Raw genomic sequence first — 12,962 nt, forward strand, 5'->3', positions numbered from 1 at the left:
GTTCCGCCATGCGTGTCGCCACCGTGCAGCCGTTCACCGTCCCCGCCGACCTCACCGCGAACATCACCGAACACGCCAGGCTCCTCCGGATCGCGGACGCCGATCTCTGCGTCTTTCCCGAACTTTCCTTGACCGGTTTGGAGTTCGAGGCGCTCGCCGCCGATCCGGGACTCTGGCTGACACCGGACGACCCGCGCCTCGAACCGCTCCGGGAGGCTTGCCGGGCGAGCGCCGTCCACGCCGTCATCGGACTGCCGCTGCTGGAGGACGGCCACCGGTACATCGGCTCGCTCGTCCTGGGTCCGGACGGGGAAACCGTTGCCACCTATGCGAAACGGAACCTGCACAACAGCGAGGAAGAGCTCTTCGAACCGGGTGCGAGGCCGGTGATCGTCGAGGTCGGCGGAAGGCGCCTCGGTCTCGCGATCTGTCTCGACGCCGCTAACCCGGACCACGCGCGGGAACTCGCCGAGGCGGGCGCCGAGGTCTACGTCCTGAGCGCGCTCTTCAGCGAGGGCCAGGAAGACCGTTTGCTCGATCAGGTCGGCGTCGCTGCCGGGTACGGGATGTGGGTGGTGCTTTCCCAGTACTCCGGCAAGACCGGCGGCATGGCCGCGTTCGGCGGCAGCGGGGTCTGGAAACCCGGAGGCGCCACCGAGGTACGTCTCGGCGGCGAGGTCTCCGAGTGGGCTTACGCGACGATCACTTCCTGAACCTGCCGGGCGCGGAGGAGCACCGTCGCGGCGAAGACGGCGAGAGCGAGCAGCCCGGCGCTCAACGCGTACGCGGTTCGATACCCGCTAGCGAGCGCTTCGGACATCGCGGCTCCTTCGGCCAGCAGTGATCCGGTGCGCGAAGCGGCTGTGGTCGCGAGCACGGCGGTCCCGATCGCCGCACCGATCTGCTGCGTGGTGTTGATCAGCCCCGAGGCGACCCCGGCGTCGGCGGGCGCGACGTCGGACATCGCCTGCCCCATCAGCGCCGGCATCGCAGTGCCGAACCCGACGCCCATCAGGACTAGCGCGGGCAGGACGTCCGTCGCGTAGTCGCCGTCCGCCTGGACCGTGGCGAGGAAGCCGAGCGCCAGCGCGACCAGCGAGAGCCCGCCGACGAGTACCGTTCGCGCCCCGAAGCGGTGATTCAGCCGCTCGGCGAAGACCAGCGACATCACCGCGATCGAGAGCGGGGCGGGCAGGAAGGCGAATCCGGTGCTCAGCGCGTCGAGCCGGAGCACTCGCTGCAGGTACAGCGCGGTGATGAACTGGAAGCCGAACAACCCGGCCACCATCAGGACCATCACCGTGTTCGCCCCGGACACCGCCCGGAGGCGGAAGATCCGCAGTGGCAGCAGCGGCCGACGTGCTTTCGCCTGCCGGAGCACGAACCCGGCGAGCAGGAGCAGCGACACCGCGAGCAGACCGAGCGTGCGGGCGTCGGCCCAGGTGTACTCCTCGGCCTTGACGATCGTGTAGACCAGCAGCATCAGACCGCCGGTGACCAGCCCGGCGCCGGTGACGTCGGTACCGCCGCGCAGGCCGGGACCTCGATCGTCCGCGAGCAGCCGGACGGCGAGCGCCAGCGCGATAGCGCCGATCGGCAGGTTGACGAAGAACGTCCAGTGCCAGTCGAGCAGCTGGGTGAGCGTTCCGCCCGCGATGAGGCCGATCGACGATCCGGCGGCCTGGGTGAAGCTGTAGACGCCGATGGCCTTCGCCCGTGCCCGCGGTTCCGGGTAGAGCGTGGTGATCATGCCGAGCACGACGGCCGACGCCAGCGCGCCACCGGCGCCCTGCAGGAAGCGGAACCCGATGAGCTGCGCCTGGTCCTGCGCGATTCCGCAGAGCAGCGAGGCGAGCGTGAACAAGCCGAGCCCGGCCAGGAAGACCCGCTTCCGGCCGATCAGGTCGCCCAGCCTGCCGGACAACAGGAGCAGCCCGGCGAAGGCGATCAGGTAGGCGTTGACCACCCAGGCGAGGGTCGACGGAGTGAAGCCGAGGTCGTTCTGGATCGCGGGCAGCGCGACGGCGACGATCGAGCCGTCGAGGACGACCATCAGTGAGACGGCACAGAGGACGGCGAGGGCTAAGGCGCGCTGAGACATGAAAAATCCTTGAGATTTCCCAGGTGATGCCTTGGTGCATCACTTGTAACAGCGCCCATCTTGTGTGACTCTGTTCCCCGCCGGAAGGAGGCACTTTCATGTCCCAGGGGAACACCGATGTGACCGCGCAGGCCAGGGTCGTCGACCCGGAAAAACTCGAGGTGTGCACCGTCCTCGAGGTGATCAACCGGATCAGCGGCAAGTGGGCGATCGGCATCCTGCTGGAGGCCACGCGCGGCCCCGTGCGGTTCACCGAACTGGAACGTTCGGTGGAGGGGATCAGCAGGCGGATGCTCACGCTGACGTTGCGGAACCTCGAACGCGACGGTCTGCTCGTGCGCACCGTGTACCCGACGGTGCCACCGAAGGTGGAGTACGAGGCCACGGCGATGGCGAAGGAGTTGTACGCGTCGCTGAGCGGTTTGCTGAGCTGGGCCGAGCGTCACCGTGACTCGATCGCCGCGTCCCGCGTCGTCTACGACGAGAAGGTCAGCGCCTGACGCCTGTCGCGTGCACGGCACGCTGGACGTGCGAGCACAGCAGGTCGAAGTACCACTTGTGGAACGGCAGGTCCGTACTGTTCGCCGCGGACCAGCTTTCCCAGAGGCCGCCTGGCCGCAGATAGCGTGACGTGTACGCGGTCGTGAGGTCGGCGTCCACATGGTGCAGGGCGGCGAGCGCCCACTCCTGGTCGTAGCGCAGGTCCGGCCGCGCGAGGTAATGGTCCAGATAGGACACGAGGATCTCGGCGTCGGCGATGGTGCCGAACCGGGCGAGCGCGAAACAGTAGCCCTGCCCGGCGAAGACCATGTCGCTTTCCAGGAGCAGTTCCCGGATCCGCCCGCGCCACGCGGTGCGGCGGTCGGCGCCGATGAGCCATGCCGCGGTGATCCGCTCCCGCCAGCCGCCGTCGAGCAGGAACTCCAGTTCCTCGTCGGTGATCCGCGCGGAGTCCTCGACGAGGTCACGCAGGAAGACCTCGCCGTCGGGGCCGCTCATCATCCCGGCGAAATTGCCGTGCAGCAGCTTCGAATACCGCGCGATCACGTAACGGTCGATGGCGTCCGGCATGCGTTCAGTTTGCCGGAACGAAGAAACCGCGGTGCGAGGACGGGGGACCCTCGCACCGCGGCTTTCTTGTCGCCGTGCGCTAGACGCGCGCCACGGCTTTCTCCCTGTCTCCGTCACTGTCCTCGTGGGGATCCGAGGCGTGATCGTCGATCAGGGTCGCTTCGTCGAACGGAGCCCGGCCGCTGAAGACCCGGTTGGCCTGTTCGCGGTCGAACTCCTTGGTCCAGGTGCCGACCAGGACGGTCGCGACGGCGTTGCCCGCGAAGTTGGTCAGCGCGCGGGCCTCGGACATGAACCGGTCGATGCCGAGGATGAACCCGACGCCGTCGACCAGTTCCGGCCGGTGCGACTGGAGGCCGCCGGCGAGGGTGGCGATCCCGGCGCCGCTCACGCCCGCCGCGCCCTTCGACGCGATGATCATGAACAGCAGCAAGGAGATCTGCTCGCCGACGCCCAGCGGCTGATCCTGCGCGCTGGCGATGAACAGGGTCGCCATCGTCAGATAGATGGCCGTGCCGTCGAGGTTGAACGAGTACCCGGTGGGCACGGTGATGCCGACGACCGGCTTGGACACCCCGAGGTGTTCCATCTTCGCGATCAGCCGCGGCAGGGCCGACTCGGACGACGACGTCGACAGGATCAGCAGGAATTCTCGGCCGAGATAACGCAGCAGGGTGAAGATGTTGACCCGCGCGCCGAGCCACAGGACCGTGCCGAGCACGCCGAACACGAACACCAGGCAGGTCAGGTAGAAGCCGATCATGATGACGGCGAGGCTGCGCAGCGCGCCCCAGCCGGTTTCCCCGACCACCGCGGCGATCGCGCCGAACGCGCCGACCGGAGCGGCCCACATGATCATGGCGAGGATCCGGAACACGAGCCGCTGGATGTGCTCGATGCCGCGGCGGATCGGCTCGCCCTTGGTGCCCAGCTTCTGCACGGCGAAACCGGCGAGGAGCGCGACCAGGAGTGTCTGCAGCACCTGGCCTTCGGTGAAGGCGGAACCGAAGCTGGTCGGGATGATGCCGAGCAGGAAGTCGACGGTGCCTTCGCCGCCTTCGGCCTGCGTGTGCGCCTTCGCGGCGGCCGCGGGGTCGAGGTGCAGGCCCTCGCCCGGGTGCAGGAGGTTGCCCACGACGAGGCCGATGGCGAGCGCGAACGTCGACATCATCAGGAAGTAGCCGAGCGACAGCAACCCGACCTTGCCGACCTTCGCGGCCTTCGCCACCGATCCGATGCCGAGCACGATGGTGCAGAAGATGATGGGGGAGATCATCATCTTGATCAGATTGACGAAGCCCGTGCCGAGCGGCTTGAGCTCCTTGGCCAGACCCGGCGCGGCGAACCCGACGATGACGCCGAGGACGACCGCCGCGATCACGGCCAGGTACAGGTAGTGCATCTTGTCGCGGCGTCGTGGCGCCGCTTCCGGCGTTGTAGGCACCTTTGCCTCCAGCTCAGGGGGTGTCTGTGGGATTGCCGGTCACTATCACCCGGGCAGGTGAGCTGGGTCACGGTTGTGTTCATTGAGTTCGCACGCGGGGTTTCCGGGGAATTCCGGCCGGGCGCGCTGCGCGGCCACGGCACCGGTGTGCTGGTATGAGCGGGTGCCCTCGACGACGCGGATCCGGACCAGGCGCGGCAGTCTCGCCCGCCAGCTGCTGATTCTGCAGCTCGTGGTGCTTTTCGTGCTCGTCGCGGCCGGAGTGACCTTCGCGTACCTCGATTCGGTCCGGGCCACCGAAGATCGGGCGCGGGACAAGGTGACCGCGGTCGCCGAAGCGGTGGCGGACGCCCCCGGAGTGCTGGCCGCACTGTCCACATCGGAGCCGACCCGGACACTGCAGCCGTTCGCGCAGAGTGTCCGTGCGGACACGGACGTGGATTTCGTGACCATCATGGACAAGAACGGCATCCGCTACACGCACCCGAATCCGGAGCTGATCGGGCAGCCGTTCATCGGGAACATCGGCGAGGCGCAACGCGGCGGCAGGGTCCTCGAGACCTACGCCGGTTCGCTCGGCCCGTCCGAACGTGTCGTGGTCCCGGTGCGCGGCGCCGCCGGGCAGGTCGTCGCGCTGGTGTCGGTCGGCATCACCGTCGAAGCGATCGACGCGGAACTGAGGGAACGCCTGTGGCCCTTGATCGGGGTCGCGGTGGCGGTGCTGGTGGTCGGCGGGATCGGCAGTTATCTGGTCAGCGCCCGGCTCCGGCGGCAGACCAGGGGGATCGCGCCCGAGGAATTGAGCAACCTGTTCGAGTACCACGAAGCCGTCCTGCATTCCGTGCGCGAGGGCCTGCTGCTCGTCGGCGGGGACGGGCGAGTGGTGCTGTGCAACGACGGAGCACGGGCATTGCTAGGTGTCCTTGACGATCCCGTCGGCCGCGAACTGTCCGCATTGGACATTCCCGAAGATCTCGTCGAAGCGTTCACGTCGGGGGAGGAGCGCACCGACGAGTTGCATCTCACCGAGGCGAGGGTGCTCGTCGTCAGCACGTCGCCGGTGCGCTCGCGCGGGAAGGCGATGGGCACCGTGGTGATCCTGCGCGACCACACGGAACTCCAGGCGCTGACCGGGGAATTGACCACGGTGCGCGGACTCGCCGAAGCGCTGCGGTCGCAGGCGCACGAAGCGGCGAACCGGCTCCACACCGTCGTTTCCCTGGTCGAGATCGGCCGCCCCGAACAGGCCGTCGAGTTCGCGACCGAAGAACTCGCGCTGGCGCAGGAACTCACCGACCGTGTGGTCGGCGCGGTCGCCGAACCCGTACTCGCGGCGCTGCTGCTGGGCAAGGCGGCGGAGGCGAGTGAACGCGGCGTCGAGTTCACGATCACGCCCGATACCGTCATGGAGGATTCGGACACCGGTGTCCCGCCGCGGGACCTGGTGACCATCCTCGGCAACCTGATCGACAACGGCATCGACGCGGCCGCGGGGAACGCCGGCGACGGTGGACGGCCCGGCGTCGAGGTCACCGTGCGGTCCGGCGCCGACGGGCTGCTGCTTCGGGTCGCCGACACCGGCCCCGGTGTGGACGACGTCGAGGACGTCTTCCGGCGCGGGTGGTCCACCAAACCCGAGGACGGACACGGGCTCGGGTTGGCACTGGTGGGTCAGGCGGTGCGGCGGCACAGTGGGACGATCGACGTCGGCCGCGAAGAGGGCGCGGTGTTCACCGTGCGTTTGCCGCCGAAGGAGCCGACACGATGATCAAGGTGCTGGTCGTCGAGGACGAACCGGTGGCCGCCGACGCGCATCGGGTGTACGTCGAGAGAATGCCCGGCTTCACCGTGTCCGGCGTCGTGCACTCCGGCGGCGACGCCCTGCGGTTCTGCGAACGCGAACCGGTCGACCTGGTACTGCTGGACTTCTATCTCCCGGACACGCACGGCCTCGCCGTCTGCCGGTCGCTGCGCGCGGCCGGTCTCCCGATCGACGTCATCGCCGTGACCTCGGCGCGCGATCTGGCGCTGGTGAAGGCCGCCGTGTCGGTCGGCGTGGTGCAGTACCTGCTGAAACCGTTCACCTTCGCCTCGCTGCGGGAGAAACTGGAGCGCTACGCGGAGTTCCACGGCGCTTCGGGCGAGGTCACCGGACAGGCCGAGATCGACCGCGCGCTCGGCACCCTGCGTACCACCGAGCGGCAGGCGCTGCCGAAGGGGATGAGCGGGCAGACCCTGGAAGCGATCACCGAAGTCCTCGCCTCGGCCGCCGACGGCCTCTCCGCCGGGGCGGCCGCGACCGCGATCGGCGCCTCCCGTGTCACCGCGCGCCGCTACCTCGAGTACCTCGCCGACAACGGCCTCGCCCAGCGCGAGCCCCGCTACGGCCAGGTCGGCCGCCCCGAGGTCTGGTACAAACCGAAGACCGTATAACGACCTATACTCCGGCCCGGAGGCTATTTTGGGATCGTGAAGATCGGCGAACTCGCGCGGAAGACCGGGGTCAGCGTCCGTGCGCTGCGCTATTACGAGGAAGAGGGCTTGATCAGCCCGGGGCGCGAAGGCAACGACTACCGCGACTTCTGCGAAGGCTCGGTCGAGGCGGTCCTGCAGATCCGCGGGATGCTCGACGCCGGACTCCCGGTGCGGCTGATCCGCGAGGTCCTGCCGTACCTCGACGGACCGGAGGAGGTCCGGCCGAAGGTGCCGTGCGAGTACATGATCGGCGAGATCGCGCGGCAGCGGGAAGTGCTCGATCGCCGGATCGCGCTCATGACCCGCAATCGCGACGCCCTCGACGCCTACCTGCGCGACTTGACCCTCACGCAAGTGTGAGGGTTTTAGCGTGCGGACATGACTTCGATGCGCGCGCTGCGACAGGACTCCACGAACGGTCCTGAAGATCTCCACCTGCTCACCGACGCACCTGTACCGACTCCGGGACCAGGCGAAATTCTCCTGAAAGTCACTGCGGCGGGGGTCAACTTCGCCGACGTCATGCAGACGCGGGGGACCTACGAAGGCGGCCCGGAAGCCCCGTACATCGCCGGCTTCGAGGCCGCCGGGGTGGTCGTGGCCACGGGGGAAGGGGTGACCGCGCCCGCGGTCGGCGACCATGTCGTCGGGACCGGCGGCGGGGCTTTCGCCGAGTACATGGTCATGCCCGCGTCCGGCGCGGTCGCGGTGCCGGAGGGCTGGTCGGACGAGCAGGCGATCGGCCTGATCCTGAACTGGGTCACGGCGCTCGCCGCGCTCAAGCCGCTGGGCCGCGTGGCCGCCGGTGAGACGGTGCTGGTGCAGGCCGCGGCGGGTGGGGTCGGCCAGGCCGCGGTCCGGCTGGCCAAGCACTACGGGGCCACCGTCATCGGCGCCGCGTCACCGGGGAAGCATGACGTCGTGCGGGCCTTGGGCGCTGATCGCGTCCTCGAACCCGGGGCCGATCCGGGGACGGTCGACCTGGTTCTCGAATCGGTCGGCGGGGCGGCTTTCGCCGCCAGTCTGGCCGCCGCCAAGCGGGTCACCGGACGGGTCGTGGTCTACGGGGTCGCCGGGGGAGAGGTCGCGATCACCAACCGGGACTTGAACTTCCGGCACCAGATCCACGTGATCGGGCTGCATCTCGGCGTCCTGATCGAGCACACGCCCGCGATCTTCGCGGAGCTGATGGACGAACTGCGTGCCCTGATCGCGGCCGGCGTCTGCGTGCCGGGGACGCCGACGGTGTACGACCTCGCGGACGGGCCGAAGGCGCTCGCGGAACTGGAGGCGCGGGCGACCTCGGGAAAGCTGGTCCTGCGGCCTTGAACTCGGCATGATCGTATGCGGACATGCGCATGTCAATAGGTCGAAAGTGTTGGTAATTCACCAGCTGTCTGACGCGACGAAAGTCGGTGCCGGGCCGCGGCCGAGACTTCTAAATTCACGAACCATTCCGTTGTCCTCACAAGGAGTGGGTCCATGGCAAGGAAGTTCTTCGTCTCCGCGGCAGTGAGCTTGGCGCTGGTGGCCGTCCCGGTCACCGCGGGTCAGGCCACGGCGGCGGTCCAGCCTGCTCAGAAGGCCGCGGCGGCGACCACGGTCTACTACGACGCCTCGGGAGCGCCCAGCTTCCGGGCCGCCATCCAGGCGGGCGTGGCGAACTGGAACAATTCGGTGTCGAACGTGAAGCTGCAGGAGAGCTCTTCGGGCGCGACCCTGCGCTACACCGAGGGCAACGACCCCTCGGGTTCGTACGCCGAGACCGACGGCCACGGCCGCGGCACCATCTTCATCGACTACACGCAGGCGCAGCAGTACAACCAGACGCGGATCGCCGCGCACGAGACCGGCCACGCGCTCGGCCTGCCGGACAACTACCAGGGCCCGTGCTCCGAACTGATGTCCGGTGGCGGCCCCGGCCCGTCCTGCACCAACGCGACGCCGAACGCCCAGGAGGTCTCGCGGGTGAACTCGCTGTGGGCCAACGGGCTCCTCGCGGCGGGCGCCATCCAGCGCATCTACAACTGACGCCCGGACGTCCGTGAAGGCCTCCTTCCCTACTCTCAAGGTGGGGAAGGAGGCCTTCACGGCGTTTTAGCCCTGGAACTCATAGGCGCCCGCATCGACGCGCGCGCCGGCGTACACGGGATTGCCGTCGACGTCGCGGTCGTCGTACTTCGTGGTGCCGAGGTCGATCGCCGGGCTGCCCGCCAGCAGGATCAGGTTCGTGGCCGAGGTGAACTTCGGATCGGCGACCTTGTCCGTCGCGCCGGGGGTGAACTGCCGGAGCCCGCCGAAGTACACGTTGTGGTCGGTCGCGGTGAAGGTCGCGTCCGCGTAGCCGACCTTGTAGGCCGCCTGGACGACGTTCTGCGTCATCGTCAGCATCTGGTTCGTGCAGCCGCCGTAGCAGACGAAACCCTCAGCCTCGGCGTTCGGGAGCCGGAGCGAGTTGTTGCGGAACACCGTGCCGAGCACCGGTCCGTTGCCGTCCTCCGCGCCGCGCGTGATGATCCCGCCGCGTGTCTTGGCGCCGTAGATCGCGTTGTACTCGAAGACGTTGCCGGTCGAGACGCCGTCCGGATCCTTAGCGTCCGTTCCGAGCTCGGTGAAGGTCTCGTTGTCCTCGGAGATGTTGTGGTGGATGACGTTGCGGGAGCCGTAGAAGATCTCGACCGCGGCGCCGTCGAGACCGCCGAAGTCGTCGGCCTTCGCGATCGAGCCGCTGATCCGGTTCCAGCCGATGTCGGAGTCGTTGCCCTGCACCAGCACGGCGAACGCGCCGGAGTCGTCATTGCCGCCCGGCGTCACCACGGTCATGTGGTTGTTGTCGACGAGGTCGTTCTGGGTGACCTCGGTGCCATCGGCGGACGGCGCGATGTACACGCCCGCGCCCGCGCCGGTGATCAGGTTCGACAGCACCTTGTTGCGATCGCCGGACACCTTCACCCCGGCCCACGAACAGCGTCCCGCGTCGGCCGCGACGCCGATCTGCAGGTCCTTCACCACGGTGTCGTTGCCCGGAAGGTCGACACAGGCTTCGGCGTTCCCCTTGACGACGGGCCGTGCGCCGGTGCCGTACGCGCCGATCGTGACGCCCGAGCCCTTGACCGTGAGGCCACCGGACCAGGCACCGCCGCGACGCAGCAGGACGGTGTCGCCCGCCGCGAACGTGGTCGCGGAGACCTTCGCCAGGGATTTCCACGGGGTCTGCTGAGAAGTGCCACTCGCGGTGTCGCTGCCGGAGACCTGATCGACGTAGTAGGTCTTCGAAGCGGCTTCGGCCGTCGTGAACCCGGTGCACGCGACAGCGGCGAGCACGGCCACGGAAAGCAGTTTCCAGGACATTCCGCGGACCGTAACCACCTGCCGCACAAGGGTCGTACAAAGAGCTCGGCGGCTTTAGCATGATCGGATGCGTCGGGCGTCGCGGATTCTCGTACCGGCCGCGCTGCTGTTCAGCGCCGTGGTGGCGAGCAGCGGGATCGCCCCCGCACCGCCGCCGGCGGTCGCTTTCGTCGGCGGGCTGAACGAACTCTGGAACGACTACGGCGATCAAGGCGGGCACTGGACCGGCGGCGATCGCACGGTGTCGGTCCCGCTGCCGGACGGCCGCACCGCTTGGCTGTTCTCGGACACGTTCCTCGGCACGGTGAACCCCGACCACAGTCGCCCGCCCGACAGCCCGATCGCGCGCAACACCCTGGTCGTCCAGCGGCCCGACGGCTCGCTGGGGGAGACGCTGCACGGCGGCACCGCCGAAGATCCGGAGGCGTTGATCGGGCAGCTGGGCTCGGGCGAGCACTACTGGGTCGGTGACGGCGTCGTCCAAGGCGACGTCCTGCGGGTGCTCTACAACCGTTACCGGACAACAGGATCCGGTGGACTCGACTTCCGGACCACCGGGACTTCGCTGGCCACCTTCCGGCTGCCCTCGCTGACGCCATCCGAGCTGCTGGTGATCCCGGTGAGCGACAAGGTCGCGTGGGGATCGGAGCTGCTCGAAGACGGCGGGTACACCTACATCTACGGCGCCGAGCAGGGCCATCTCCGGCTCGCCAGAGTGCCTGCCGGGGGCCTTCGCGGACCTTGGCGGTTCTGGACCGGCAGCGGTTGGTCGCCCCATGAGGAGGACTCCGCCCGGATGCTGCCCGGGGTCGGGACGGCGTTCTCGGTGACCCGCGTCGGCGGCGAATACGTGCTGATCACCATGGACACCAGCCCCGGCTTCAGCCCGGTGATGCTCGCCTACACCGCGAGTTCGCCGACCGGCCCGTTCGGTGCTCCCGTCGTTCTCTACCGGGCACCCGAAGCGAGCGACCGGCGGATCGTCTACGACGCGACGGCGCATCCGCAGTTGAGCCGTCCCGGGAAGCTCATGGTGTCGTACAACGTGAACTCGCTCGACCACGCCGACAACATCGCGGACGCGCGGATCTACCGCCCGCGATTCGTCGAGGTCGCCTGGCCGCCTGCACTACGCATCGGACATCGCGGTTCCTGATGTCCGTTCAAGCGAACATGTCGGCGTAGGGATCGGTTTCACCGGTCATGGGATCCAGGCCCGCTTGGAACCGCCGTTGCTGCTCCTGGTCGTGGACGAAGGGGCTCACGCGTCCCCACAACGACAGATCGCTGAGAGGGCACTTCTCGAAATCGGCGGTCATGAGCCTGCGGATGAACTCGGCCATACCGCACTCGAACAGCGCCCAACGCGGTGATTCGTGACGGCGCCAGACCACTACCGGCCACCGATCCGGGTCCGGGCCGGTCATCAGCCACCCCAGTTCGTTGCCGTTGCATCCGGTTCCCCAGGGCAGCACCCGGTCCGCGTCCGATGGGACACCGGGGACGCCGCCGTCGATGTCCCACAGATCGCGCAACTGCTGGGTGTGCTCGGAGATCGACCCCGACCAGCCGTTGCCTGTGGGCAGAGGCGGAAGAACGACTAGATTGTCTACGGCTCCACCGCCGTAGACAGCCATGAAGGCCTGGTAGTCACTGGGCAGGGAGGTGCCCAGGTGCGCCTCGGCCGCTGCCCAGTCGACGCGCTCGTCGGCACCGTGATCGTCAGGCATGATGCGCAGCAGCGCGTCGATGTCGGTGCGGCCTGTCATGTTTCCTCCTGGTTCCGCAGGAGCCGCGCGCGGTCTCCCGGCGCTTCGATGGTCAAGGGAACCGACGTGCCACCGGTGAGTTGGTTCAGCTGCGTCATGGTCCGGTCCAGCTGCTCCGCCAGCCGCGGGATCGTGCTCGACGGGAGATACGCCTCGGCGCCGGCGTCGAGGAGCCGCCGGACCGGGCCCTCGTATCGGACACCGAGTTCGGCGTCTTCGATCTCCGTGATCACGATCCGCGCTTTCGGATACAGCGCGCGGAAGTTGCCGATCAATTGCGGGCTGGCGGGCGGTACCAGCAGGACGTCGACGGTCGGCGGCGCCGAATGCAGGTCCAGGACCAGGTAGCCGGGGCCGAGCCGCTCGGACAACGAGTCCCGCGCCGACGCCGACAGCTTCATGGCGGTGGCCACGACCGTGACGTCCTCGGAGTCCGTCGAAGGGACCGGTTCTCCGTGGGCAGCGCCGGAAATCGTCCCGATCGTCTCGCCGTCCCGGGTGATGAGCACGTCCTCACCGGGGCGGAGGGTGTCGATCAGCGCTACGAGTTCTTCAGGGAGCTGGGTGGCGTCGACCCACCGCGCGGACTGATCACTCATCACCCCATGATGGCCCGCTTCCCAACACGTGCCGCAAGGAAGGGGTACCGAGTGGGTCGCCGTGGTCGGTGGGTGGGGGGGTGGGGGTGCAAACCCAAAAGCAACAAAACCCCCGAAGTAAACCGGCCGCGCCCCCCCCCGCACACCCCCCC

The 12,962-nt window shown here is 68.4% G+C and carries 14 protein-coding genes; 8 read left to right on the top strand and 6 right to left on the bottom strand.

Features of this window, described 5'->3' with window-relative positions; translation table 11 throughout:
* The first annotated feature begins 8 nt into the window (after nucleotides 1–8).
* Nucleotides 9–713, top strand: a complete 705-nt coding sequence (locus tag ACIRGA_RS09595) for a carbon-nitrogen hydrolase family protein (RefSeq protein ID WP_400938659.1) — start codon at nucleotides 9–11, stop codon at nucleotides 711–713.
* On the opposite strand, the gene ACIRGA_RS09600 is transcribed toward ACIRGA_RS09595, so the two are convergent.
* Nucleotides 692–2,101: an MFS transporter gene (locus ACIRGA_RS09600; protein WP_400938662.1), complete on the bottom strand. Its 1,410-nt coding sequence runs from the start codon at nucleotides 2,099–2,101 to the stop codon at nucleotides 692–694. The genes ACIRGA_RS09595 and ACIRGA_RS09600 overlap by 22 nt on opposite strands.
* Before the next feature lie 98 nt (nucleotides 2,102–2,199).
* Here ACIRGA_RS09600 and ACIRGA_RS09605 point away from each other — a divergent pair, with 98 nt between their 5' ends.
* Nucleotides 2,200–2,601, top strand: a complete 402-nt coding sequence (locus ACIRGA_RS09605; protein WP_007028064.1) for a helix-turn-helix domain-containing protein — start codon at nucleotides 2,200–2,202, stop codon at nucleotides 2,599–2,601.
* Here the strand turns inward: ACIRGA_RS09605 and ACIRGA_RS09610 are convergent.
* Together ACIRGA_RS09610 and ACIRGA_RS09615 are read right to left on the bottom strand one after the other, a co-directional pair.
* Entirely contained in the window at nucleotides 2,591–3,172 is a 582-nt protein-coding gene (locus ACIRGA_RS09610; protein ID WP_400938664.1) for a DUF6000 family protein, read from the bottom strand. The two genes, ACIRGA_RS09605 and ACIRGA_RS09610, sit on opposite strands and share 11 nt — an antisense overlap.
* A 79-nt stretch (nucleotides 3,173–3,251) precedes the next feature.
* A complete protein-coding gene (locus ACIRGA_RS09615) occupies nucleotides 3,252–4,574 on the bottom strand; it encodes a cation:dicarboxylate symporter family transporter (protein WP_400938705.1) in 1,323 nt (440 codons plus the stop codon).
* Nucleotides 4,575–4,779: 205 nt separating this feature from the next.
* Here ACIRGA_RS09615 and ACIRGA_RS09620 point away from each other — a divergent pair, with 205 nt between their 5' ends.
* From ACIRGA_RS09620 to ACIRGA_RS09640, 5 genes are all read left to right on the top strand, one after another.
* Nucleotides 4,780–6,384: an ATP-binding protein gene (locus ACIRGA_RS09620; protein ID WP_400938667.1), complete on the top strand. Its 1,605-nt coding sequence runs from the start codon at nucleotides 4,780–4,782 to the stop codon at nucleotides 6,382–6,384.
* Nucleotides 6,381–7,049, top strand: a complete 669-nt coding sequence (locus tag ACIRGA_RS09625) for a response regulator (protein ID WP_400938669.1) — start codon at nucleotides 6,381–6,383, stop codon at nucleotides 7,047–7,049. Before ACIRGA_RS09620 ends, ACIRGA_RS09625 begins: the two co-directional genes overlap by 4 nt.
* A gap of 36 nt (nucleotides 7,050–7,085) precedes the next feature.
* Nucleotides 7,086–7,451: a MerR family transcriptional regulator gene (locus tag ACIRGA_RS09630; protein ID WP_400938672.1), complete on the top strand. Its 366-nt coding sequence runs from the start codon at nucleotides 7,086–7,088 to the stop codon at nucleotides 7,449–7,451.
* A gap of 18 nt (nucleotides 7,452–7,469) precedes the next feature.
* Nucleotides 7,470–8,420, top strand: coding sequence for an alcohol dehydrogenase catalytic domain-containing protein (locus tag ACIRGA_RS09635; protein ID WP_400938674.1), 951 nt, complete (start codon nucleotides 7,470–7,472; stop codon nucleotides 8,418–8,420).
* A 153-nt stretch (nucleotides 8,421–8,573) separates the two neighbouring features.
* A complete protein-coding gene (locus ACIRGA_RS09640) occupies nucleotides 8,574–9,122 on the top strand; it encodes a snapalysin family zinc-dependent metalloprotease (RefSeq protein ID WP_400938676.1) in 549 nt (182 codons plus the stop codon).
* Nucleotides 9,123–9,188: 66 nt separating this feature from the next.
* Here the strand turns inward: ACIRGA_RS09640 and ACIRGA_RS09645 are convergent, their stop codons facing one another.
* Nucleotides 9,189–10,442, bottom strand: a complete 1,254-nt coding sequence (locus ACIRGA_RS09645; protein ID WP_400938678.1) for a choice-of-anchor Q domain-containing protein — start codon at nucleotides 10,440–10,442, stop codon at nucleotides 9,189–9,191.
* Nucleotides 10,443–10,509: 67 nt separating this feature from the next.
* Here ACIRGA_RS09645 and ACIRGA_RS09650 point away from each other — a divergent pair, with 67 nt between their 5' ends.
* Complete coding sequence (locus ACIRGA_RS09650) at nucleotides 10,510–11,598, top strand: DUF5005 domain-containing protein (protein ID WP_400938679.1); 1,089 nt, start codon at nucleotides 10,510–10,512, stop codon at nucleotides 11,596–11,598.
* A 7-nt stretch (nucleotides 11,599–11,605) separates the two neighbouring features.
* Here ACIRGA_RS09650 and ACIRGA_RS09655 read toward each other — a convergent pair whose 3' ends face one another.
* Together ACIRGA_RS09655 and ACIRGA_RS09660 are read right to left on the bottom strand one after the other, a co-directional pair.
* Nucleotides 11,606–12,211: an SMI1/KNR4 family protein gene (locus tag ACIRGA_RS09655; protein ID WP_400938681.1), complete on the bottom strand. Its 606-nt coding sequence runs from the start codon at nucleotides 12,209–12,211 to the stop codon at nucleotides 11,606–11,608.
* The gene (locus ACIRGA_RS09660) at nucleotides 12,208–12,810 is read right to left on the bottom strand and encodes a hypothetical protein (RefSeq protein ID WP_400938684.1); all 603 of its coding nucleotides are present in this window, start codon (nucleotides 12,808–12,810) and stop codon (nucleotides 12,208–12,210) included. The genes ACIRGA_RS09655 and ACIRGA_RS09660 overlap by 4 nt, the downstream gene beginning before the upstream one ends.
* Nucleotides 12,811–12,962 lie beyond the last annotated feature (152 nt).

The sequence above is a fragment of the Amycolatopsis sp. NPDC102389 genome, assembly GCF_044765885.1.
Lineage (GTDB): Bacteria > Actinomycetota > Actinomycetes > Mycobacteriales > Pseudonocardiaceae > Amycolatopsis.

What these genes read in the sequence shown, in the direction of transcription:
- ACIRGA_RS09655 (WP_400938681.1), bottom strand. Translation starts at nt 12,211, where the DNA reads ATGACAGGCCGCACCGACATCGACGCGCTGCTGCGCATCATGCCTGAC.
- ACIRGA_RS09640 (WP_400938676.1), top strand. Translation starts at nt 8,574, where the DNA reads ATGGCAAGGAAGTTCTTCGTCTCCGCGGCAGTGAGCTTGGCGCTGGTG.
- ACIRGA_RS09595 (WP_400938659.1), top strand. Translation starts at nt 9, where the DNA reads ATGCGTGTCGCCACCGTGCAGCCGTTCACCGTCCCCGCCGACCTCACC.
- ACIRGA_RS09615 (WP_400938705.1), bottom strand. Translation starts at nt 4,574, where the DNA reads ATGCACTACCTGTACCTGGCCGTGATCGCGGCGGTCGTCCTCGGCGTC.
- ACIRGA_RS09625 (WP_400938669.1), top strand. Translation starts at nt 6,381, where the DNA reads ATGATCAAGGTGCTGGTCGTCGAGGACGAACCGGTGGCCGCCGACGCG.
- ACIRGA_RS09645 (WP_400938678.1), bottom strand. Translation starts at nt 10,442, where the DNA reads ATGTCCTGGAAACTGCTTTCCGTGGCCGTGCTCGCCGCTGTCGCGTGC.
- ACIRGA_RS09610 (WP_400938664.1), bottom strand. Translation starts at nt 3,172, where the DNA reads ATGCCGGACGCCATCGACCGTTACGTGATCGCGCGGTATTCGAAGCTG.
- ACIRGA_RS09650 (WP_400938679.1), top strand. Translation starts at nt 10,510, where the DNA reads ATGCGTCGGGCGTCGCGGATTCTCGTACCGGCCGCGCTGCTGTTCAGC.
- ACIRGA_RS09605 (WP_007028064.1), top strand. Translation starts at nt 2,200, where the DNA reads ATGTCCCAGGGGAACACCGATGTGACCGCGCAGGCCAGGGTCGTCGAC.
- ACIRGA_RS09600 (WP_400938662.1), bottom strand. Translation starts at nt 2,101, where the DNA reads ATGTCTCAGCGCGCCTTAGCCCTCGCCGTCCTCTGTGCCGTCTCACTG.
- ACIRGA_RS09660 (WP_400938684.1), bottom strand. Translation starts at nt 12,810, where the DNA reads ATGAGTGATCAGTCCGCGCGGTGGGTCGACGCCACCCAGCTCCCTGAA.
- ACIRGA_RS09635 (WP_400938674.1), top strand. Translation starts at nt 7,470, where the DNA reads ATGACTTCGATGCGCGCGCTGCGACAGGACTCCACGAACGGTCCTGAA.